A 21,811-nucleotide genomic window follows, 5' to 3' on the forward strand; every position below is an offset into this window, starting at 1 on the left:
CGTCCTACTCCTTCTATATTTATTTTTTCATCTCTGAAATTTTCTCTGCGGAATATTCATGTACGAAACTTGTTAGTCTTTTTAATGTTTCCGGTTGTATTTCTGGGAAAACTCCATGACCTAAATTGAAAATGAACCCAGGATGCTCTAAACCTTGATCGATAATTGCCTTCGCTTTTCCTTCGATTACATTCCATGGCGCCATTAACACACAAGGATCCAAGTTTCCTTGAACCGTTTTTGAAATACCATCTTTTCTTGCTTCGGCAATTGGATATCTCCAATCCAAGCCAACTACATCTAATGGTAATTCATGCCAATCCTTTGTTAGATGTCTTGCCCCAACACCAAATGTAATTAAAGGAACGCCTTCCCCTCTTAGTTCCGTGAAGATTCTCTCCATAATTGGTTTAACAAAAATACGATAATCTTCTTGATTTAAAGCCCCTACCCAAGAATCAAAAATTTGTATTGCCTGTGCCCCAGCTTGGATTTGTGCTTTTACATACGTAACAGTCATATCCGCTAATTTATCCATTAATAAAAACCAAGCATCTGTTTGTGAATACATGAACGCTTTCACTTTATTGTAATTCTTTGATGGACCACCTTCAATTAAATAGCTTGCTAAGGTAAAAGGAGCTCCACTAAAACTAATAAGTGGAACAGTCAACTGTTTTCGTAAAATCTTAATTGTCTCTAATACGTAATCTACATCCTTCTCTGGCTCAATTGTTCCTAATTTCATTACATCTTGAAGCCCCTCGATTGGATTATGTATAACAGGACCTATTCCTGCTTTTATCTCTACATCTACTCCAATTGCAGGTAACGGAGTCATAATATCTTTATATAATATTGCTGCATCATTATTGTATTGATCAACAGGTAACTTCGTAACATATGCACATGTTTCCGGTCTATGAGTTATTTCCTCTAGACTATATTTCTTTTTAAGTTCTCGGTATTCAGGTTGTGAACGCCCCGCCTGACGCATATACCAAACAGGTACATGCTTTATTTCTTCTTGCCTACATGCTTTTAAAAATTGATCATTAAATTCACTCACATCTGCCACCCCTTGTCTGTATCTATACCATCGTATTATTTACACTTATAAGTTTTACAAATCGTATTAACTATACTAAAGTACTATTTCACCTGTCACGCAAGGGGTACTCCCCTTCACAATATCGTCACATTTTCACACGTTTAAATCTTTTCCTATATTAGGTTAACCTACTTCTTTAAAAAATCAAAGGAAAGAGGGAGACCCATTAGTTGATCACCCTCTCTTACCTATTAATTAGGATGCTTTATCCTCTTGTGAAAATAGACGAAATTGTGCTTTGACAGTGTTGGACGGTTCCCCTTCTTTTTCTATTTGTGGATTAAACGGAACAATATAGTACGAATTTAGAGAAAAAAGGTTTGCTCCGCTTATTGTATATTCATGTTCGCCATCAACAGTAGCAACTTTCTTTATATTACCATCACTTTTCTCATAAATAACATAAGAAAGTCGATCATCTTCACTTCCAGACCATTGAAGATGAACAGTTGCACCTCTCCATCCAATAGATACGTTTGCTGATAAATCATTAATTGCTACAAAGCGTATTGGTTCAGCAATGTCTTCTACTCCTACAGGAATCTGGAAAGCCATCTCTCTATGCATCTCTTTCCTATATTCGTTTAATACGTGTTTAAAAAGTGATGTAGGTACACTACTGCCTACTGTCAAATAATGTTCTTCATCTGTTCTATCATACCCCATCCAGACTGCTCCCGAAATCGTCGGTGTGTACCCTGCAAACCATATATCTCTATTTGCACCAGCAACTGCTTCATATGAAGTAGTACCTGTTTTTCCAGCAAGAGCTCCCTCATAGAATCCGGAAATTCCCGTTCCATCCTTTACTGCTGCTTCTAACATTCTTGTCATATACCATGCAGTTTGTTTAGAGACAACTTGTTTTGACGTACCTTCTCTTTCCGCAATTAATGTACCATTTCTATCATAGATTTCGCGAATAAATGTGGGCTCATTGTACGTACCTCCATTGGCATATACACTATAAGCAGCTGCCATTTCCAAGGTACTTACTCCTTCATGAAGACCACCTAAGGCTATTCCCAATCCATCGTCTGTTATGTTCAAGTTATGATTCTGTAAATCCTTCCGCACCGAATCTATTCCCAGTTCATTTAATAACCAAACAGCAGGAGCATTGGCAGAGTCTTTGATTGCATCATACATTGTTACTTCCCCCAGGTAATGATTGTTAAAGTTTCGAGGAACATAACCATCATAATCAATCAATTGATCTGGTAACAAGGAATAGGGATGATAGATTCCTGACTCTAATGCAGGAGCATATACTGCAAGGGGCTTGAAGATTGAACCAGGCTGCCGTTTAGCATTTGCTCGGTGAAAACCTTGTTGGACATAATTACGCCCCCCTTGAACTGCAACAACACCACCAGTCTCATTATTTAGAAGAACGATACTTCCCTCTACATCATTTTCTCCCAAAGAAGATGGAAAAAGACTATCATTTTGAAAACTATCATATGTTACTTGCTGCAATTGCTTATCCATTTCTACGATTATGCGGTAACCTCCTCGTAAAATCTCATCCCTTGATAGTCGATATTTACTTTCTGCCTCTTCTAATACAAGGTCAACATAAGAATGATAAGCAGGGTTTGCTGTTATCGGGGATTCATTTAAAGAAACAGTTCTTCCTTGAAGCCGCACTACTTCCTCTGCTGATAAGAAACCCCTTCGCTCCATTAAACCTAAAACAAGATCTCGCCGTTCCTTACTTCTTTCTATGTCTTTTATTGGAGAATAATTATTTGGAGCTTTCGGAAGGGAAGCCAATAAAGCTCCTTCTTCAATAGTTAGCTCACTTACCTGTTTATCAAAATACAACTTACTCGCTGCTTGTATCCCATGAGCACCGTGTCCAAAATATATTCTGTTAAGGTACATTTCTAATATTTCATCTTTCGAATAGCGATACTCTAAGTTAACAGCAATTAACACTTCTTTTGTTTTTCTTAACAAAGTTTTTTCATTGGATAGAAATACATTTTTAGCTAACTGCTGAGTTATCGTACTTCCTCCTTCAACCTTTGAACCTACTCTCAAATCCCGGTACAATGCTCTACCTATAGACCTAACATCAAAACCTCTATGAGAATAAAACCGATGATCTTCTACAGCTAAAAATGCTTGCTGCACAAAATCAGGAATTTCTTCTATAGATACTAATTCTCTATTTTCAATAAACAGTTTAGAGATTTCTTGTCCATGTTGGTCCTCAATTGTCGTTGAAGCATTCATAACAAGCTCTTTATTGTCTATTGCATAATTACCAAACAAAATAACTCCTAAATATATGGAAAAACCAAAGATAATAATAGCTAGGAAAAAGATACTTACAAACAAAATACGTTTCATCTTCCTCACCTCCACAAGTTTTATCTTACTGTATGTTGCGAAATTTGGCGAGCTATAGATAAGAAAAGCAAATATTGGCGAATACGACTTTTTAAGTAGAATTCCATGCACATGAAAATTTGCATATGGGGATGAAAATACTTATGAAGTATATTAGTACCATTCATTTTTCTATGGAATGAGCGTAAGTCCACGAACTCCCGTATTTTCAGGATAGACTAATTATTAGTTAAAAGAGAGATACAGTTTTATTATTTACGAAAAAAATCAAATAATGTTTCAAAAACACTAATCTTGTACAATTTTCCTTTTTATTTTTTACAACTATATTTAATGAGCAGTAATAGTAGAAAAAACAACTCCCATATACTAAGATAGAAAGGTATGTTAATAATGAACTATGTACGTAACAATCTTGGAGGGTTTATTAATGGAGTTAGCAAGCATCTTTATCATAAATGAGTTTACGTTTATTTCTATCTGGATAGCATTATTCGCAGGGGTCATATCATTTTTGTCACCATGTGTGTTCCCTCTCGTTCCAGCCTATATTGCACAATTAACAGGAAGCAACATCTCAGACAACAAGGTATTGGCTGATCGACAACTAATCATTTCAAGAAGCATCGGCTTTATTATTGGATTTACATCTATCTTTCTAGTGTTAGGAGCTACATCTTCATTTCTAGGTAATATTTTCTTTCAAAACCGTGAGCTACTAGAACGACTTGGTGGAATTATTATCGTTTTATTTGGTCTTCAGCTTATCGGAATTTTTAATATTACGTTTCTACTAAGTGAGAAAAGAATGTCAAAGCCATCAAAAACAACAAGCTTTGGACGATCCGTTCTATTTGGGTTAGTCTTTGCCGCTGGCTGGACGCCTTGTATTGGACTCGTATTAGGATCTATTTTAACCTTGGCAGCACAAAGCACAAATACATTTGGGGCAATGATCCTTTTACTTGCTTACTCACTAGGGTTAGGTATCCCATTTTTATTAGTTGCTCTTCTTTACTCAAAGTCCATTGATAAAATCAGAAATATTAACCGTTACCTACCAATGATTCAAAAAACTAGTGGTGTAATAATGATTATCTTAGGTGTCATGCTATTCACTGGTGTATTCTCCACTATAGCAGCATACTTATCTCAGTTTATTCCATTTAATATTTAATAAGATTGTTCCTTCAAAGCCTCTTCTCATATTAAATGAGAGGAGCTTTTTGTATTACTGTCTTTTACTCTTCTAACAGGCTCGATTCCACTCTTATCGTTCCCTTTACGAGCGAAAACGTTTCTCAAAGGGGCGATCACGCTCTTATCGTTCCCTTCACGAGCGAAAACGTTTCTCAAAGGTGCGATCACGCTCTGATCGCACCTTTCACGAGTAAAAACACTTCTCAAAGGTTCGCTTTCGCTCTGATCGCTCCTTTCACGAGACAAAACACTTCTAAAAGGCTCGATTTCGCTCTGATCGCACCTTTCATGAGACAAAACGCTTTTGAAAGGCTCGATTACGCTCTGATCGCACCTTTCATGAGACAAAACGCTTTTGAAAGGCTCGATTACGCTCTAATCGTTACCTTCACAAGCAAAAACGTTTCTGAAAGGCACGATCTCGCTCCGAAGTTACACTTTACCTCCTGAACCCAAGATCAATCTCTGCAGCATTCGACACATTTAACAGAAAAATCACCAGCTAATTTATCCACACTCCTTCCATAAACTATTCTGTTTCCGCAACTATTCTCATAAAGATATAGCAAGATCTTTTTAGAGGAAAAAGGAAAATAAAAAAACTTTGTCGAATGAGTTAAGGACGCAAGATGTAGAGGAGATGAGAAGAATGTTTGAAAAGCTTGAACAACTTCTAGAAAGATATTATGAAGAGATGGTAGATATACGACGTTATTTACACCAGTATCCCGAGCTATCCTTTGAGGAGGTTGAAACCCCTAAATATATTGCAAACTACCATAAACAGCTTGGACATGTCGTTCGTGAAGGGGTAGGAGGAAGAGGTGTGGTTGCTACCTTACGTGGTGCCAAGCCAGGTCCAACAGTTGCCCTGAGAGCAGACTTCGACGCACTGCCGATACAAGAAGAAAATGATGTTCCTTATAAATCAAAGAATAATGGAGTTATGCATGCATGTGGTCATGATGGCCATACAGCTCAGCTATTAGTTTTAGCAAAAGCCTTTTGTGAAATGAAAGATGAGTTAGAAGGTTCTATTGTTTTTATTCATCAACATGCGGAAGAATACGCACCTGGGGGAGCCAAACCAATGATTGAAGATGGCTGTCTCGATGGAGTGGATGTAATCTTTGGTACTCATCTATGGGCAACTGAAGCGCTGGGAAAAATTCAATACACTACTGGTCCAATGATGGCAGCTGCTGATAGATTTGAAATTTTCATTCAAGGAAAAGGTGGACACGGTGCCCAACCACATCATACGAAGGATTCCATTTTATTAGGTTCACAAATTGTTCAATCACTACAACACATCGTAAGTAGACGTGTGGATCCAATGGATTCTGCTGTTCTTAGTTTTGGGGCATTTGAAGCAAAGAATGCATTTAATGTTATTGCAGATACAGCAAAACTTGTAGGTACGGTAAGGACTTTTAGCGAAGATGTTCAGGATCAAATTATAAATGAAATGAACCTTATTGTATCTGGGATTGCCAGTAGTTTCGGAGCAGAAGCGAAACTTGAATATTATAAAGGGTATCCTGCTCTTATCAATCATGAAGAAGAAGCACTCCTACTTAGTAAGGTCGCAGAAACAATACCTGGCATTAAAGAAGTAGAAAATGCGAAGCCACAAATGGGTGGAGAAGATTTTGCCTACTACTTACGTCAAGTGAAAGGTGCTTTCTTTTTTACAGGAGCAAAGCACCCTGATTGGGAAGAAGCATATCCACATCACCATCCGAGGTTTGAAATTGATGAGAGATCCATGCTACTAGCTGCAAAAACATTAGGAAAAGTGACCCTAACTGCTTTTCGCACTTATAATTAAAAAAAATAATATTACATTAGAATATCTTATTGGGGCATTGAATAATGGAAGTACTCCTTAGTCAGTGCCCTTTATATTTAATTTAGTTTAAACTAGCTCCCTCGTCGCTTCTAATCTGTTACCGATTTGAAAGCTTCCCTTAGGGGATACCTTTGCTCTTTCGGGAATTGGAAACTACCTTCAATTCCCGTTTAACACTCTCTCCATCGCCTTCGGGAATTCAACACCACATTCAAATCCACCCTCCCTCTCTAAATCACTCATTCCAGAATCTCTAACTTCCTACTCGAATACAATAAAAAAAGCGCAAGGCGCCCTCTCAGGACCGAAATGCAAATGTTCTGGACGATAAAAAGTGCTTTTTACTTTTTAATCGGCCTGGTTATTTGACACGAGGTCCTGGCGCCTGGAGCTAGACACCTTTCTAAGTTCAAAAATTATATACTTTTACCTTTCAAAAAAAGTGCCGCTTCTATACATGTAAAACATGCTAGAAACAGCACCTGCCATCACACTATAAAAGATCTAAAAATTAATCAACTTGTTTTAAAAGTCGATGGCGAAAACTATTTTTCGCATGATACGCTAATATGTCAAGATAATGATAATTAGCAACAGCGCCAACGATGGCACCAAATCCTGGTATCAACTGTAACGTTTTCGGTAAATCAATAAAATCACGATATTCTAATTGAAAGGTCTTCCAGTCGATAGAATCTAAATAGCTTTGTTGTGCAGGAAGATTCGCTTTCTCTATTTCCCACATTTTTATTTTTTCCAGAGTATTCTTCTTCTTCGTATCCTTTGAAAAAGCTAGCTGAAAGACTTGCAAAAGGAACAACCTCTCTCTGTAATCAGAAACATCATGCCCATATATTTTTGCTGCATCAAACAAAAACTTCATTTTAATGCTTAACAGTAAAGGAAAATCTGCTAAACCTAGAAAAATTCCTCCTGCACCTGTTCCAGCACCCTCTACTGCAGCTGTCCGTTTATACATTACAATTCTTTTCTCTAGCAATTCTTCCCGTTCTTCTATGGAAGATTCTTTTAAAACTTCCTGATCTGATAAGTAATCACTCCCTGCTAGAGTAGCTCTTATCATGTGCTTAACGCTTTCAGATACTGTTTGATGAATCTTCTCAGGAATTTTTTTATTTATTTTTTCTTGCCAGCCTTTGGTCATTTTCCCAGTAATGGAGAGGGGGCGAACTGTTTTATTCTCCCATCGATCTAGCTCACGCTGAATTTTTTCTTCGTATGCTGTCACAAAACCCCTCCTAATAATGTTTATCCTGCGTAGACTTTAGGTAATCGTACAAAACCATGAAAGGAATATACAACGAGTACAATAATAAGACTGATAGCACCTTCGATAAAGTTAACAGTTACTATTGCTACCGTACTAAAGAGTACTCCTTGAATTGCCCCTAGTACAAACAGCCAATATTTATGGCTCCCGAATTTTTCTTGAGAGGAAACAGGATATAACTCCACCATATTGCTAGTATCGTAATGATGTCTTAATGTTTCGATTTGCAAAGCGGTCATGTATGCAAATAATCCAACGATAAACCATCTTCCCCAATCCAGTTGAACGATACTGACTAAAAGCAGTCCAATTAAAGTAAGTCGAATATATATACCGAAATAGTCATTCGATCGAACAAACGCCCGGCTAAACATATAGTGATATACATGTTGCTTTTTGTAGGACACTAGCTTGAACAAGGAAGAAAGCCAAATCCTCGGCCTTACTTTTGACTTTAATGCTGGTACATCTGTAAATGAATTCGCAATACGATAAAAAGTCATAACTGTCTGACCTTCGATTTCCACTAACCGTTCCCACTTTAAACTATGAAGCTTTGATAATTTATAGAAGTAACCTACATAAAAAATAATCAAAGCTACGGCAATTCCACCAATGATACTAATAGGTTGTAAGGAAAATAATGCATAAACTCCTACCCCATTTAATCCCAAACGAATCATTGTATGGAGGAGAAATCTATTTTTTTCCTGAATACGTTGTTCTTCAAAACCTGATAATAGGTTCCAAAGCTTAAGACCACTTAATAACATTAGAATAGAAAGAAACATAGTACCTGACGAACTAATCCGATCGAAAAACAAGGGAGCTAAAAGTAGCATGACTAAGAATAACCAAGCTGTTTCCATGATCCAGCTATATACAATCGATGAACGAAAGTAGCTTGTTAACTTTCGCTCTCGTGGTGTTAAGAAAAACAGATCACCTTGCTTCGCAAACGTTCGTACTCTTCCTCGTGTAATAAACCATGTAAGAACTATTGTAAAAAATAAAGTGGCTGGAAATGTTTCCGGGAGCCATTCAAGTAATTGTCCATAGTAATAGCTTCCAAACACAAACAATAGGTATATAGTAAATAAAAAGCCGCTATTTCCTATGAGTTTCAGATATTTGATAGCCATTGTCCAATATTCACTTCTTCTTTTTTGCCATAGCTCCTTTTCACTCAACATCTCTATCTACCCTCGTCATTTCCACGTAAATTTCGTCTAAATCTGCACCATGCATGTTTGCTTGTTCTTGTAATTCCTTCAGTGTTCCCATCAAAATAATCCGTCCATCATGAAGCAAAACAAATCGATCACAATACTTTTCTGCCGTAGCTAATATATGTGTGGACATTAGGATTCCACATCCCTGATTCTTCATCTCTACCATACGGTCTAAAAAAGATTTAATACCAATTGGATCTAGTCCCACGAAGGGCTCGTCCGCAACGTAAAGCGAAGGATGAATAAGAAATGCACACATAATCATGACCTTTTGTCTCATCCCTTTGGAAAAGTGACTTGGGAACCACTTCACCATTTTTTCCATACGGAATTCTTTTAATAATTCGTCTGCGCGTCTCTTAAATGTTGCTTCTTCTATCCCATACGCCATTGCAGTTAGCTCTAAATGCTCCCATAACGTCATCTCTTCATACAATAGTGGCATTTCAGGAATATAAGCTAAGTTTTGTCTGTACTCATCTCCACTTTCCGTCCACGTTTTCCCCAAAAGCTTAACATCACCTTCATGTGGTTCCATTAGCCCTAAAATATGCTTAATAGTCGTGCTTTTCCCCGCACCATTTAGTCCTATTAATCCAACAATCTCATGTTTATTTACGGAAAAGGATACATCATGTAAAACGGGTCTATTTCTCTGATAACCGCCAGTTACGTTATTTATCGTCAATAAAGTTTCCATCATCATTTCTCCTTCTCTTTCTGCCAACTTGTTCCATCTTTACTATAACGAAAATTATAAGAGTTGAAAAGTTATCTTTAGTAAATGTAAGGTCGTTACTTTTTCAAAGGCTACCCTGAAAATACGTGTTATCAATTATAAGTAACTTATCGAGTATTACTAACTTTGTTGGATACTATTCCAGCACTTCAGCCTGATCGCTTTTCCATCTTCAGATAACTACAGCTTTTCTTTTTGTTGTTAACAATAAACCCATCATTGTAATTACGACCATTAATACGAGCCAGGAGACATAATATGGAGACAAGAAAGTTCTTACTGCTCCTGCAATAAAGGGAGCTGATATTGTTCCAACAGAAAAAACAGCGGAAAGAAACGCAAACGCTTTTCCTCGATCTCCTTCCCCTATATTTTCTGTTACCAACGTCATCATTGCTGGAAAAATAATGCCAGTTGCTGCTCCAAATAAAAGTAAACTTGCATATGGTGGTACTACTCCCGCCATCATCATCCAACATTGTGCTAAAGCTAACATACACAATCCAATAATTGTTCTAACAGTGGCAGAAATACGGTGAATAAATACGAACGCTAACACTAGCAATGTTCCCACTCCCATAACACCTGCCATTCGTCCAACCAACCCTTTTGTCATTCCTTGCTCTACTGACAAGAAAGGAAGCTCGTACATTAACGTTCCTTGAGCAAACATAACAGCAAACCCTGTTAAGAAAACCGGTAAAAGTGGCGTATAAAAGAAAAGCTGGAGAATGCCTTGTGATTTTTTTCCTCTTCTATTCCGAGTTCTTGGATTTGATAAAAAGCAAAAAGCTAATATAAATGCAATACCAGAAGTGAAACTTATCGCATAATAAGCTCCGTCCGCCCCAAACCTCTCACCTAAAAAACCACCTAACATAGGAGCTATCGTCATTGCTAAAGTTACCATCAGCGTATTCATCGCCATATTTTTACTTTGCTCATGACTATTCTTAGCATAAGCCGCAAGCATTGTCATACATGCTGGGGTCAAGAAAGCAAGTATAAAACCATTAACAACGCGCAAAATAAATAAATGTGCTGTTTCTTCAATAAAAGTATGTGCAAACAAAGATAGAGTTAATAGGAAAAGAGGTATAACAATAAATAACCTTGCACCAAATCGATCAATATAAGATCCTGCCACAATATTCCCTGTTAAGTTTACAAAAGAAGTTGTACTAAGCATTACCCCAACGAGGAAGCTCCCTGCCCCTAACGAAACTGCTAATGGAGTGAAAACAGGAAATTGCATATGAATACTGATAAAAAGAAAAAACAGTATGATAAATAGGACTAATTTTTCCTTTCTGTTTTGCATTTTGACCTCCCCCTTACTCCATTATTTTTATGAGTACAACCTTTATAATAGACATGCATTTTTTATTCTGAGCTAAAATGTGGTAATATAGAAAAAAATTACTGTGAGGTGATCTAGCATGGCTTATCATGATGACTGTATTTTTTGCAAAATTGTAAATGGAGATATTCCAGCATCAAAGGTATATGAGGACGATAAAGTGTTAGCTTTTCTAGACTTAAGCCAAGTTACAAAAGGACATACACTAGTAATACCTAAGGTTCATGAAGAAAATGTGTACGAACTATCTGAAGAAAGTGCAAAGGCGGTTTTTTCAGTTGTTCCTAAAATTGCAAATGCACTGAAACAAGCTTTTTCACCAGTAGGAATGAACTTGTTGAATAATAATGGAAAAGAAGCTGGACAGTCTGTATTTCATTATCATGTTCACCTTCTCCCTCGCTATGGAAAAGGCGACGGTTATGGAGCTGTTTGGCATGATCATAGTAACAAGTATACTAGTGAAGATTTACAATCTATTGCAACTGAAATTACAAGCAAACTTACTTAATTACATAAAAAGGGTGTGTCTAAAGATGAATGTATACTCTAGGCACACCCTCTTTTTCCATATTCTCGAATATAAATTTAAAAAATAGAAAAAGGATTTATAAAAAACATGTCGAATTGTTTTAAGCAAAAGACAAAAGTACCTTACTGAAAGACATAAGGTATATAGAAAAATGGAGGGTAATTCATGAAAAAGTTAAATTTTAACCCTGGTCCAAGTGCACTTCCTGCAGAGGTAATTAAGACAGCTCAGGAGTCTATGTTTAATTATGAAGATTCTGGTCTATCTGTAGTAGAGTTAAGTCATCGTGCCCCATTGTATGAAGATATCCATTTCCAAGCAATGAATCGTGTTCGATCCTTATTGGAGGTTCCCGATGACTTTGAGATATTATTTCTTCAAGGTGGTGCCAGTCTTCAATTTGCGATGTTACCAATGAATTTCTTAACACCTGAGAAGAAAGGTGCTTATGTACTAACAGGCTCTTGGTCAGAAAAAGCCTATCAAGAAGCAGAAAGAGTTGGAAGTGTATACACAATTGCTTCTTCACAAGACAGTGAATATCGCACCATCCCTGAAGTAGATCTTAGCTCATGTTCAGAAGATACAGCTTACGTTCACGTAACTTCAAATAACACAATTTTCGGAACACAATGGCAGCAGTTACCTCTTAAAGGGAATGCTCCTGTATTTGTTGATGCATCTAGTGACATTTTTAGTCAGGAAATAAATTGGGATAATGTTGATGTAGTTTATGCTGGAGCACAAAAAAACGCAGGTCCATCTGGGATAACAGTAGTAATAATGAAAAAATCGTTAATGAAAGATGGAAATAAAGATATTCCAAAAATTTTAAGCTACGATACGCATGCGAAAGGTGAATCGTTATATCATACACCACCTACTGGTTCTATTTATTTACTAGGCTTAGTTATGAAATGGATAGAAGATAATGGTGGGGTTAAAGCAATGAACGTTGCAGCAAATGAAAAAGCAGCTTTACTATATAATGTCATAGATGAAAGTAATGGCTTTTATGTTGGACATAGTGATAAAGACAGCAGATCATTAATGAATGTCACGTTTAGAATATCAGATGAAGTATTAGAAAAGAAGTTTATTAAAGAAGCTGATGAAGCAGGTTTTATAGGAATCAAAGGACACCGATCTGTTGGTGGATGCAGAGCTTCCATTTATAACGCAGTACCAAAAGAGCATGTAGAGACCCTTGCTACATTCATGAAAGAATTTCAGAACAACAATCAATAAAATACAAAACTAACATATATATTTTTGGACTACCATAAAAAAATTATTATAATATTACTTATTGGAAAATTATTCAACCCTAAGAAAGGTGAGAACATGAAAAAAACAACATATGTACTAGGATTGTTCACAGGTGGAATAATTTTGGGTTCCACTGTATTGTTATCAACACCTGTATCAGGGAAAAAGTTACGATATGAATTATCAGCATGTCGTGATGCAATAGTTGAAAATTGGGTTTTCATAAAACAAGATTTACTTGAGCTTATTTCGTTAGGTGTTGACTTAAAAGAGGAAGGCATTAATCTAATACGAAAAAAGTTACCCGAAATAAATGAAAAAATTGATATTTTTAAAGAAGAGATTAAACCTTTCCTAGAAGAATTCAAAAATCTAGCAATAGAATTAGAACTATTAATTGAGCGATTAAAAGAAGTAGTAAGCACACGAGTTTTTTGATAATGATAAGGAGCACCCCTCCTGACTGGGGTGCGCCTTAAATTAAGTTAAAATTTTCAGAAAATACTGAAATGGTATTGAGAATTTTTAAGACATTATGTTATGATGTTAATATCATTTTCCTAGTAAAATAATGAATAAAAAAAAACTTCGTTTTTGAGGATAGGATGGGGGGGCATTATGGATCAGCACAAAGCGGAATCCATTAAACAATCCATTTTGTATAGCCACAAAGTTGCTCAGTTAAGTAAGGCTTTGTGGAAATCCATAGAAAAGGATTGGCAGAACTGGATTAAACCATATGATTTAAATATTAATGAACATCATATTTTACTTATTGCTTATCAGTTAGAAGGAGCTTCTATTTCTGACATAGCCAAATTTGGAGTTATGCATGTTTCTACTGCTTTTAACTTTTCTAAAAAGTTGGAGGAAAGAGGTCTACTTACTTTTTCAAAACGTCAAACAGACAAACGGAATACGTATGTTTTCTTAACAAAAGAAGGAGAAAATCTTCTTGTTGAAACGTTGGAAACATATAACCCTACAAATTACGGGGTTTATAGTGGTTCCCTCCCTATAAAGGAATTGTACGGTAAGTTCCCAGAATTTTCTGAGCTTATGAGTATTGTTAAACATATTTATGGCCAAGATTTTATGGGTATTTTTGAAAATTCCATATCAAAAATTGAAACGGAGTTTAAAGAGGAAGACGGGAAATTAGTTTCCTTATCTAAAAGTGAGTCGGAAGCGAAATCGTCATAAGTAAACAACCGTATAATTTTTTAAACATAGTTAATAGGATGTATATTTGTGTCTGAAAAATGACCGTTTATACATCCTTTTTCCTTGTCAAAAAAATTTACTAAAAAAAGTCTTGATTTATTTTAGTTAAGAGCGTAAATTACTAAAGTATGATGTTTTGATTAAGGGCGGGTGTAACTTGTGAATTGTTGGAAATCAATTTGTATTGAAACTGAATTTGGAAAAGAACGACTTTGGATTATGTCGGCACTAATTGCACTTGGATACTTTATGGTACACTTTGTTGTAATTAGTACGTTTACCTCAAATATATCTTTTGTTGATTACGGAATCATCTTCTTTATACTATTACTCATTGTAGTTATTCCTTTACATTTGGTGCTTCATTGCTTACCTATATGGATTTCAGGTAGAAGAGCGACTTTTGGGATAAGAAAAAATCAATGGCCTTATGTTTACTTCTCAACGAAGGATACAGTTCCAAAAAGAGTATTATTGATAGCAATCTCTTTACCTGCAATATCGATCACTACCATTTCCATTGTACTATCTGTATTATTTCCTCATCTAATGCACTATATGGCAATTATATCTGCAGTAAATATGGGAATATGCTTTTATGATTATTTGCACTTTATGCACATAAAATCAGCTCCTAGCAAGTCTCTAATTGAGGAATACGAAAATGGCTATCATATACTATGTAAGTCCGTACATTCTCCAAAAACTCAGCCCTAATGAAATATTAGGGCTTTTATATTTTAGTTCTATTTCAACGTAACTGTTGATACAATAGCTTATACCTATATACCTTATGGAATTATTAATTCAATTTCTATTTGATTTTCTTGTAAATTAAAAGTTTTTATACTCACTTGAATATCATGTGTAATACTATTTGCAATATCTAAATAGAGTTTTCTATCCATAGGATAAATATAAATCCAATCGGGTAATTCAACTGTTGCATCCATTAATTGGAATATTCTTTCTGAAGGTAAATTAAAATTCCCTATCTGAAAGCTCTTTTCAAAAAGTTGTAAATTACCACTTTCCGTAACTTGAGGCTCTAGTGTCATTTGCATAGGAATGGTTACGCCTAATACATTTAACTCTGTTTGAAAGTAAACGAAATCATCAAAGAACAGATCATATTGTTGAGACCCTTCCTGCTCTTTCTGAAGCTCTTTTTTTAACCAGTAATTTATATCTTCTTTTGAAGTAGAAACAATAAATTGAGCTCCTTCTGTTCTGCTAAATTCAGGTAGCTGTCTAAAGCTAGTTCCACTGGATGTAAATAATGAACTAAATAATAAATAGCTACTTACAATTACAAGAACTAGGAAGGTAAATAAAGTTATAAATGCTATTTTCCATGGATTTTTTTTCTTTAATTTCATTATTTTCCCCCAAATTTAATAATTTTATTAAGAATTTTAGCAGATTACTATTCATTTTACACATATTTTGTTAAAGTAAAGAAGGAGACCGAATATCTGGAGGTTACTAAATGGCTATTCCATTCTTTCTATTTTCTATTTTTTATTTATTTGTAATTAATTCTATGACAAATACACTTTGTATACAAAAAGAAATACCCGAGGAAAAACAATCCAAGGTGTTCCGTACAATTAATGTATTAATTACGATACTTTTAACATCGTCCTATTTCCGAATATTTGTTGTATAATAATGGAGGATTTAGAAGATGCTTTTTGTTAAATGACGGATGGATATCTAGTGTAAGGTATGGTAAAAGGATGATCCCTTAGCCATACCTTTTTTGTTTTTTTAGATGGTATTTCCAAATATCCCCTTACTGTGCTATAGTAGGTAATGTTCGTTGAATAAACAAAATTTATAGGAGTGAACACCATGAAAAAGATCATGCTTATTATTTTAACTACTTTATTTTTATTAATAGCTGCTTGTGCTAATAATACAGAAAACACCCAAAATGATGGTGATATTGTTGTAGAAACAAGTGCTGGTGATATTACCGAATCTGAATTTGTACAATCTTTAAAAGATCAGTATGGGGAACGAGTATTGGCCGAATTAGTAGAAGTTAAAATTATGAAAAATGAAGCAAGTGAACTAGGAATCTCAGAAGAAGATATAGATGCTGAAATTGAAGAATTAAAAGAAACTTTAGGTGTTTCTAATGACGAGGAATTTGATATGTTCCTTCAAATGCAACAAATTCAAGGGGAACAGGAGTTAAGAAATCGTCTTATTGTTCAACTAGTTTTACAGGAGCTAGTCGGCTTTGATGGTGAGGTTTCTGAAGAACAATTACAGGAAGAGTATGATCGTGGTGAAGAGGTACAAGCTAGACATATTCTTGTAGCTGATGAAGAAACAGCACTAGATATTTATGCACAATTACAAGATGGTGAAGATTTTGAAGTCTTGGCAGAGAACCATTCAACTGATCCAGGTTCTGGACAAGCAGGCGGGGATCTTGGATTTTTCTCAAGAGGTTCAATGGTTCCACCGTTTGAAGAAGCGGCTTTTTCTCTGGAAATAGGTGAAATTAGCGAGCCAGTTCGCTCTCAACATGGATATCATATTATTGAAGTAACAGACCGAAATGCTTTTGAAGATGATTTTGAGGAAGTACGTGACCAATTACGTGGTGCAATCCACGACAGAATGTACTATCGAATGGGCGAAGCACAACAAGAATTATTCAAGAATGTAGAAGTTAATGTTCTTGATGAGCAGTTCTCTTTACCTGTATATAATCAATAAGCTTTCATCGTTAAACCAAATTCCATTAAGAAAAGCGCAAGGCGCCCTCTCAGAACCGAAATGCAAATGTTCTGGACGATAAAAAGTGCTTTTTACTTTTTAATCGGCCAGGTTATTTGACACGAGGTCCTGGCGCCTGGAGCTAGACACCTTTCTAAGTTCAAAAATTTTTATAAATTCTTATCTTTTAATAAAGGGTGTGTTCCAAGACAGAATTTTGCTTGGGACACACCTTTTTTTTCAACCGTTATTTTCGTGATCATGAAAACTTGCTAGGCGACATGACGCCTTTGCCCATAGGAAAGGGAGTGGGTAATAGATAATGGAATACTTAACAACAATTACGAGGGTAGATACTTATTAATTTTGATCAGTCAAAACAGACTTTGATGTGTTTCTTTCCTTGAAACGTGTCAAAAACCGTTCTCCTTCTTCTTCAATCAGTTTATGTTCCTTTCTTTTCTCTTCAATTAATGAATAAACAAACATCACTGCACTAAATAATATCCCCAAATAAATGACATACACCCACCACGGAGCAGATACAACCATACCTCCAACAGATGTTAGGGAAAGTAATCGTACTACAAATGCAAGAAACAGAACACCAATAAGCGAAAAAATAATGGTAATTGGATTCATTGTTATCTCCTTTTCTATTAAAGTTTCTATCAAAAATTAGTAACTACTCTATCTTTACTATGAAATATTCAAAATTATGATAGAAAGTTTTAAAGTTTTTAGAAATGGGAAAAGAAAATATAACTACTTTACATAGGAGGATTACAAATGCAGAAAAAGCTTGGAGAAATGTCCTATGAAGAAATTCAGCAATCGTTAGTTGAGTATACAATGAATACAATAGAAAGCAAGACAATAACACCGTTAATATATTTTCCAATAGTACATGAAAGAGTAGAGATATTTTTAATTGCTTACTGGAGAGATATATTTGAGCAATGTAAATCAATGACATGGCGTGAGTGGTTAAAATCAGAGTGTTTTGAACTCTATAAAAATGAAGTGCGTGTAGATGTATTAGAAGAGGTAGAAAAGATAGAAAGTAGCGAAAATAGGTTGATGACGTAAGAAAGAAAAGCGCAAGGCGCCCTAATTCCGTCTAAAAGCAGCCCACGTCCTGTGGGCCGGCATCATGTTGACATCCTGTATCCCGGCGAAGTGCAAATGTTCTGGACGATAAAAAGTCCTTATTACTTTTAATCGGGCAGGTTATTTGACCCTCGAGCGAAGAACTGCCTGAATAGGCTCCTATGCAGCTTTGCGAACGAGTTTACCGAGGATCAAGTAGGCACTGGAGTTGGACTTCTACCCATGACACAACTAGTTATCCACTGGTCTAAAAATATAGTTTCTTGCTTAACAAACAAAAGCTGAGAAGGATTGATTCCTTTGCTCAGCTTTTGTTTGTACATCCTGAAATTATGTGATATCAAGATGACTTAAACTATTTACTTTTAATAACCTTGTCGAATTGTATTCCATTCAGTATGTTCGCATTCCACCCAAGGGCACACATGTGCGACATCCGTTCATTCTTCACGGTGTTTTCTTTGCTGTGGGGAACTGGAAAGCCTCCTGATCAAGAGAGCGATGATCTGTTATTTTTCCATTTAAACCAAAGTAGCAAAAACAAAACCAATTCAAAGACCGTATAATGCAGAAAGTCCCAAAAGGTTCTCCCTTTCTCCCTAAATATCAATCGGGGGTTCGTGAAAGGTTGGCTTATAGAACGATCTGTTATCCATTGCAAATACTCGTTCACTAAATTCCCCTGGTGGAACCCTCTCCAGTGCTCGGTCCATCATGTTCATTTTAGCATCTATATTATCAATCATATGAAGAATTTCAGCTTCACGAACTACAGGAACTTTCGGACTACCCCACTCGCCTTTGCCATGATGACTTAAAACTAAATGCTGGAGTATAAGTACTTCCTCGCTATCAATTTCTAATTCCTTCGCAGCCTCTTGTATTTCGGTAACAATAATAGAGATATGTCCTAGTAGATTGCCCTCCAATGTGTATTTTGCTACAATCGGCCCTGCTAGTTCCCTAACTTTCCCTAAGTCGTGAAGTATGACACCTGCATACAATAAGTCCTTATCTAAAGATGGATATAAAGTGGTAATGCTCTTTGCAAGCTCCAACATAGAAACAACATGATACGCTAAACCTGAAACATACTCATGGTGATTTTTGGTAGCAGCAGGAGATTCTAAGAAAGCTTGTTGATGTTTTTTTAACAAGTGCCGAGTAATTCTTTGAATTTTTGCATTTTCCATTTCAAAAATATATTGAGTAACCCTCTCTAGCATTTCGCTAGGATCTAAAGGTGCTGTAGGTAAGTAGTCTGCAAGTTTTACTTGATCCATACTAGTCGTAGGGCGAATTGCCTTAATTTTCAGTTGTCGCATCCCTCGAAAATCTTGTATTTCTCCTTGAACATGTACAATGGAAGAACTAACAAATGTATTCTCATCATCTGGGGAAATACTCCAAAGTTTCGCCTCTATTTCACCAGTTTGATCTGACATGTGTAATGTCAAAAACGGCTTGCCATTACTAGCAGTTCCTTTCTTTGCATTCTTTATTAGTAAGTACAATTCAATGTTGTCTCCTATTTGATACTGGTTAATACCCTTCTTCATCATTTTTCCCTCCATAGACACCTTTTCTAACTCTAGTATAGCATAGTGGAACTTTACATTTGTTGCTGCATAATTCTCAACAATTTATGAGATATCCTACTTATTTTCTCTCTATTACAGGTAAAACAATCGTAAAACGAACCCCATCTTCCTCGTTAACAACAGTTGGATAACCTCCATGCAGTTCACTAATACGTTTCACAATAGCTAGTCCTAAACCAAATTGTCCTTTATTTCCTTTTCGAAACGGAGTGAAAATATCATCAATTTCATCTTCTAAAATTTGCTCACCGTTGTTCACTACCGTTATCGTAACATCCTTCTCTTTCTGTTCAGCAATGATCTCAATTTTACTTGTAGTGTATCGGAGTGCATTGTCTACTAAATTCTCTAGTAAAACACTTAATAGTTCTTTATCACCGTATATTGGTATATGATCCCCATCTACAGTAATTTTCACATCATCTCGATGTAGTCGAAAGCGTTGTTCTATTTCATATGCAATTGATCCAAAGAGAAAGGTTTCTTCCATCATTGGTTCCTCTTTAAACGAATCTAGCTTTGTATAATAGAGCATGTCCTTTACTCTTTTTTCCATACGATTAGATTCCTGGATAATAACGTCCATCGTTTTATCCAAATTATCCTTAGGTAATATTCCATCTTTTACACTCTTTGCATAACTTTTAATAACCATAATAGGAGTTTTTAGTTCATGGGATGCATGCTGTATAAATGTTTTTTGAGCACTATCATATCGAATCAGGTTTTGTCTCATTTTCTCAAATTGATTTGAGAGCTTTTCAAAATCCTCATCTCCCTCCCAATAAAAAGGCTCTTTATAGTTACGCTTCGAGATTTGCTCAAAGTGATTCCCTAAGCTTGTTAACGGTTGTGTTAAATAATATTTAAGCCAAAATGCAGGTACTAAGCTCAGTAGACCAGCCATTACCATAATATAAGAAAGTCTCCCCCACAGGCGATTAACCATTTGATCTCGATATGTATCCCACATGAATGAAATGATATAAGCGTCACTATCAGTGGTATTAACCTTATACACGACATAAAATAGGGTTGCTTCATTATATGTCAATTCATATCGACCTCGAGTTACCATTTGACTATAAGCTCTTTCACCCATTTCTCGTAAAACATCATTGGGAACTGGATCACCTTCTAACCTTCCAAATTGGTTAATAAGAATAAAATGACCAACAGATCTTTCCGCTTCTCTTCTCTCAATAAAGTCTAATTCTGATTTAGGAATAAACTGTTCCCCATAAGGATCAGCATACCTCGCTTGTTCTTGCTCAATTATTCGATACGTTTCCTCCGTTAAAGTACTTTTTAAAGAAATTGGGTAAATTACTCCAACAAGTAGACCGATCATCAAAATAATTGCAATAAAGGAAAACCAAATTCGTTGCGTTAAGTTCATTTTTATCATGAAGTTAAAACCCTATATCCAAAGCCATAAAGAGTCTCAAGATGAATTCTAGGTAACTTTTTTCTAACTCTTCTAACAACATCATCCACTGCTCGTTCTGAACCAAAATAGTCGCTTCCCCAAACATATTCAATTATCTCTTCTCTTGATAACGCCTTTCCAATATTCGATGTTAGAAGAATCACTAAATCTAGTTCTTTTGTTGTTAATTCAATTGCTTCATTTCCATCTATTACCGTTCTACCTTTTGGATCCACTTTATATCCATTAAGTTCGATGCTTTCTACTTCCTGCTGTTCCTGAGAATAAATTCGTTGTAGCAATTTTTTCGACCTTATTACTAATTCCTCCGGTAAAAACGGCTTCGCTAGATAGTCATCACTACCAAGTTCTAATCCCAGGACTCGATCTAAATCCTTATCTCTTGCTGATATGAAAATGACTGGAGTATCGGCTTTTGCTTTTATTGCTTTTAACAATTGATAACCGTCCATCCCCGGTAACATTATATCTAGAATCCATAGATGTGGAGGAGACTCAATGTGTTCAGAAGCTACTTTCCCATCAGTAAAATGAGTAACTTCCCACCCCTCTTTTTTCATATATGCTTCTATAACCTCACCAAGGTTTTGCTCATCTTCTACTAAGTAAATTTGGAAAGAATTCTTCATCTATTATCATCCTTTTAACAGTTTCTTTTGTCTCATATTTTAATATAAATAGCGTCTAAAAGAAATCAATATCAATATAGAAAAAAACAGTCCTTCCTATTAAAGAACTGTCCAAATCAA

Annotated in this window: 21 protein-coding genes; 10 read left to right on the top strand and 11 right to left on the bottom strand. The window is 35.8% G+C overall.

Annotation, left to right across the window (positions count from 1 at the left end; all coding sequences use genetic code 11):
- Positions 1-19: 19 nt before the first annotated feature.
- Together hemE and ACERII_RS07885 are read right to left on the bottom strand one after the other, a co-directional pair.
- Positions 20-1,069: a uroporphyrinogen decarboxylase gene (hemE, locus tag ACERII_RS07880; protein ID WP_373641360.1), complete on the bottom strand. Its 1,050-nt coding sequence runs from the start codon at positions 1,067-1,069 to the stop codon at positions 20-22.
- Between the two features lie 237 nt (positions 1,070-1,306).
- Positions 1,307-3,469: a transglycosylase domain-containing protein gene (locus tag ACERII_RS07885; protein WP_373641361.1), complete on the bottom strand. Its 2,163-nt coding sequence runs from the start codon at positions 3,467-3,469 to the stop codon at positions 1,307-1,309.
- Between the two features lie 430 nt (positions 3,470-3,899).
- Between ACERII_RS07885 and ACERII_RS07890 the strand changes: the two genes are divergently transcribed.
- Both ACERII_RS07890 and ACERII_RS07895 read left to right on the top strand, forming a co-directional pair.
- Positions 3,900-4,646: a cytochrome c biogenesis CcdA family protein gene (locus ACERII_RS07890; protein WP_373641362.1), complete on the top strand. Its 747-nt coding sequence runs from the start codon at positions 3,900-3,902 to the stop codon at positions 4,644-4,646.
- 672 nt (positions 4,647-5,318) lie between these two features.
- Positions 5,319-6,500, top strand: coding sequence for a M20 family metallopeptidase (locus ACERII_RS07895; RefSeq protein ID WP_373641364.1), 1,182 nt, complete (start codon positions 5,319-5,321; stop codon positions 6,498-6,500).
- A gap of 532 nt (positions 6,501-7,032) precedes the next feature.
- Here the strand turns inward: ACERII_RS07895 and ACERII_RS07900 are convergent.
- The 4 genes from ACERII_RS07900 to ACERII_RS07915 form a co-directional block, all read right to left on the bottom strand.
- Complete coding sequence (locus ACERII_RS07900) at positions 7,033-7,770, bottom strand: EcsC family protein (RefSeq protein WP_373641366.1); 738 nt, start codon at positions 7,768-7,770, stop codon at positions 7,033-7,035.
- A 20-nt stretch (positions 7,771-7,790) separates the two neighbouring features.
- Positions 7,791-9,005: an ABC transporter permease gene (locus ACERII_RS07905; RefSeq protein WP_373641368.1), complete on the bottom strand. Its 1,215-nt coding sequence runs from the start codon at positions 9,003-9,005 to the stop codon at positions 7,791-7,793.
- Positions 8,995-9,744, bottom strand: a complete 750-nt coding sequence (locus tag ACERII_RS07910) for an ABC transporter ATP-binding protein (RefSeq protein ID WP_373641370.1) — start codon at positions 9,742-9,744, stop codon at positions 8,995-8,997. Before ACERII_RS07910 ends, ACERII_RS07905 begins: the two co-directional genes overlap by 11 nt.
- 211 nt (positions 9,745-9,955) lie before the next feature.
- Positions 9,956-11,104, bottom strand: coding sequence for an MFS transporter (locus tag ACERII_RS07915; protein ID WP_373641371.1), 1,149 nt, complete (start codon positions 11,102-11,104; stop codon positions 9,956-9,958).
- A 118-nt stretch (positions 11,105-11,222) separates the two neighbouring features.
- Between ACERII_RS07915 and ACERII_RS07920 the strand changes: the two genes are divergently transcribed.
- The 5 genes from ACERII_RS07920 to ACERII_RS07940 all read left to right on the top strand — a co-directional run bounded on the left by ACERII_RS07920 (position 11,223) and on the right by ACERII_RS07940 (position 14,885).
- Complete coding sequence (locus tag ACERII_RS07920) at positions 11,223-11,654, top strand: HIT family protein (protein WP_373641373.1); 432 nt, start codon at positions 11,223-11,225, stop codon at positions 11,652-11,654.
- Between the two features lie 186 nt (positions 11,655-11,840).
- Positions 11,841-12,923 (top strand): 3-phosphoserine/phosphohydroxythreonine transaminase, encoded by a 1,083-nt coding sequence (gene serC, locus ACERII_RS07925; protein ID WP_373641375.1) that lies wholly within the window; start codon positions 11,841-11,843, stop codon positions 12,921-12,923.
- A 96-nt stretch (positions 12,924-13,019) separates the two neighbouring features.
- On the top strand, positions 13,020-13,382 hold the full coding sequence (locus ACERII_RS07930; RefSeq protein WP_373641376.1) for a YtxH domain-containing protein: 363 nt from the start codon (positions 13,020-13,022) through the stop codon (positions 13,380-13,382).
- A 180-nt stretch (positions 13,383-13,562) separates the two neighbouring features.
- Positions 13,563-14,147, top strand: coding sequence for an HTH-type transcriptional regulator Hpr (locus ACERII_RS07935; RefSeq protein ID WP_373641378.1), 585 nt, complete (start codon positions 13,563-13,565; stop codon positions 14,145-14,147).
- Positions 14,148-14,327: 180 nt separating this feature from the next.
- Complete coding sequence (locus ACERII_RS07940; protein ID WP_373641379.1) at positions 14,328-14,885, top strand: DUF3267 domain-containing protein; 558 nt, start codon at positions 14,328-14,330, stop codon at positions 14,883-14,885.
- A gap of 74 nt (positions 14,886-14,959) precedes the next feature.
- Here ACERII_RS07940 and ACERII_RS07945 read toward each other — a convergent pair whose 3' ends face one another.
- The gene (locus ACERII_RS07945) at positions 14,960-15,547 is read right to left on the bottom strand and encodes a YpmS family protein (RefSeq protein ID WP_373641380.1); all 588 of its coding nucleotides are present in this window, start codon (positions 15,545-15,547) and stop codon (positions 14,960-14,962) included.
- Between the two features lie 110 nt (positions 15,548-15,657).
- On the opposite strand from ACERII_RS07945, the gene ACERII_RS07950 reads away from it, so the two are divergent.
- Positions 15,658-15,837, top strand: a complete 180-nt coding sequence (locus tag ACERII_RS07950) for a hypothetical protein (protein ID WP_373641381.1) — start codon at positions 15,658-15,660, stop codon at positions 15,835-15,837.
- A gap of 185 nt (positions 15,838-16,022) precedes the next feature.
- Positions 16,023-16,901 carry a foldase protein PrsA gene (locus tag ACERII_RS07955; protein ID WP_373641383.1) on the top strand — a complete coding sequence of 293 codons (879 nt, stop codon included), beginning with the start codon at positions 16,023-16,025 and terminating at the stop codon, positions 16,899-16,901.
- 360 nt (positions 16,902-17,261) lie between these two features.
- Here the strand turns inward: ACERII_RS07955 and ACERII_RS07960 are convergent, their stop codons facing one another.
- Entirely contained in the window at positions 17,262-17,543 is a 282-nt protein-coding gene (locus ACERII_RS07960) for a sporulation YhaL family protein (protein ID WP_373641385.1), read from the bottom strand.
- Between the two features lie 147 nt (positions 17,544-17,690).
- On the opposite strand from ACERII_RS07960, the gene ACERII_RS07965 reads away from it, so the two are divergent.
- Positions 17,691-17,990, top strand: a complete 300-nt coding sequence (locus tag ACERII_RS07965) for a hypothetical protein (protein ID WP_373641387.1) — start codon at positions 17,691-17,693, stop codon at positions 17,988-17,990.
- 620 nt (positions 17,991-18,610) lie between these two features.
- On the opposite strand, the gene yhaM is transcribed toward ACERII_RS07965, so the two are convergent.
- From yhaM to ACERII_RS07980, 3 genes are all read right to left on the bottom strand, one after another.
- Positions 18,611-19,570 carry a 3'-5' exoribonuclease YhaM gene (gene yhaM / locus ACERII_RS07970; protein WP_373641428.1) on the bottom strand — a complete coding sequence of 320 codons (960 nt, stop codon included), beginning with the start codon at positions 19,568-19,570 and terminating at the stop codon, positions 18,611-18,613.
- Between the two features lie 100 nt (positions 19,571-19,670).
- Positions 19,671-21,020, bottom strand: a complete 1,350-nt coding sequence (locus tag ACERII_RS07975) for a HAMP domain-containing sensor histidine kinase (protein WP_373641388.1) — start codon at positions 21,018-21,020, stop codon at positions 19,671-19,673.
- Entirely contained in the window at positions 21,017-21,691 is a 675-nt protein-coding gene (locus tag ACERII_RS07980) for a response regulator transcription factor (RefSeq protein WP_373641389.1), read from the bottom strand. Before ACERII_RS07980 ends, ACERII_RS07975 begins: the two co-directional genes overlap by 4 nt.
- Positions 21,692-21,811: the final 120 nt, after the last annotated feature.

The sequence above is a fragment of the Evansella sp. AB-rgal1 genome, assembly GCF_041820985.1.
GTDB lineage: Bacteria > Bacillota > Bacilli > Bacillales > Salisediminibacteriaceae > Evansella.

Bases quoted from the DNA above. Each gene is read 5' to 3' on its own strand.
- ACERII_RS07920 (WP_373641373.1), top strand. From the start codon at position 11,223: ATGGCTTATCATGATGACTGTATTTTTTGCAAAATTGTAAATGGAGAT.
- ACERII_RS07905 (WP_373641368.1), bottom strand. From the start codon at position 9,005: ATGTTGAGTGAAAAGGAGCTATGGCAAAAAAGAAGAAGTGAATATTGG.
- yhaM (WP_373641428.1), bottom strand. From the start codon at position 19,570: ATGAAGAAGGGTATTAACCAGTATCAAATAGGAGACAACATTGAATTG.
- ACERII_RS07935 (WP_373641378.1), top strand. From the start codon at position 13,563: ATGGATCAGCACAAAGCGGAATCCATTAAACAATCCATTTTGTATAGC.
- ACERII_RS07975 (WP_373641388.1), bottom strand. From the start codon at position 21,020: ATGATAAAAATGAACTTAACGCAACGAATTTGGTTTTCCTTTATTGCA.
- ACERII_RS07890 (WP_373641362.1), top strand. From the start codon at position 3,900: ATGGAGTTAGCAAGCATCTTTATCATAAATGAGTTTACGTTTATTTCT.
- ACERII_RS07895 (WP_373641364.1), top strand. From the start codon at position 5,319: ATGTTTGAAAAGCTTGAACAACTTCTAGAAAGATATTATGAAGAGATG.
- ACERII_RS07910 (WP_373641370.1), bottom strand. From the start codon at position 9,744: ATGGAAACTTTATTGACGATAAATAACGTAACTGGCGGTTATCAGAGA.
- ACERII_RS07885 (WP_373641361.1), bottom strand. From the start codon at position 3,469: ATGAAACGTATTTTGTTTGTAAGTATCTTTTTCCTAGCTATTATTATC.
- ACERII_RS07930 (WP_373641376.1), top strand. From the start codon at position 13,020: ATGAAAAAAACAACATATGTACTAGGATTGTTCACAGGTGGAATAATT.
- ACERII_RS07980 (WP_373641389.1), bottom strand. From the start codon at position 21,691: ATGAAGAATTCTTTCCAAATTTACTTAGTAGAAGATGAGCAAAACCTT.
- ACERII_RS07950 (WP_373641381.1), top strand. From the start codon at position 15,658: ATGGCTATTCCATTCTTTCTATTTTCTATTTTTTATTTATTTGTAATT.
- ACERII_RS07955 (WP_373641383.1), top strand. From the start codon at position 16,023: ATGAAAAAGATCATGCTTATTATTTTAACTACTTTATTTTTATTAATA.
- ACERII_RS07965 (WP_373641387.1), top strand. From the start codon at position 17,691: ATGCAGAAAAAGCTTGGAGAAATGTCCTATGAAGAAATTCAGCAATCG.
- ACERII_RS07945 (WP_373641380.1), bottom strand. From the start codon at position 15,547: ATGAAATTAAAGAAAAAAAATCCATGGAAAATAGCATTTATAACTTTA.
- serC (WP_373641375.1), top strand. From the start codon at position 11,841: ATGAAAAAGTTAAATTTTAACCCTGGTCCAAGTGCACTTCCTGCAGAG.
- ACERII_RS07960 (WP_373641385.1), bottom strand. From the start codon at position 17,543: ATGAATCCAATTACCATTATTTTTTCGCTTATTGGTGTTCTGTTTCTT.
- ACERII_RS07915 (WP_373641371.1), bottom strand. From the start codon at position 11,104: ATGCAAAACAGAAAGGAAAAATTAGTCCTATTTATCATACTGTTTTTT.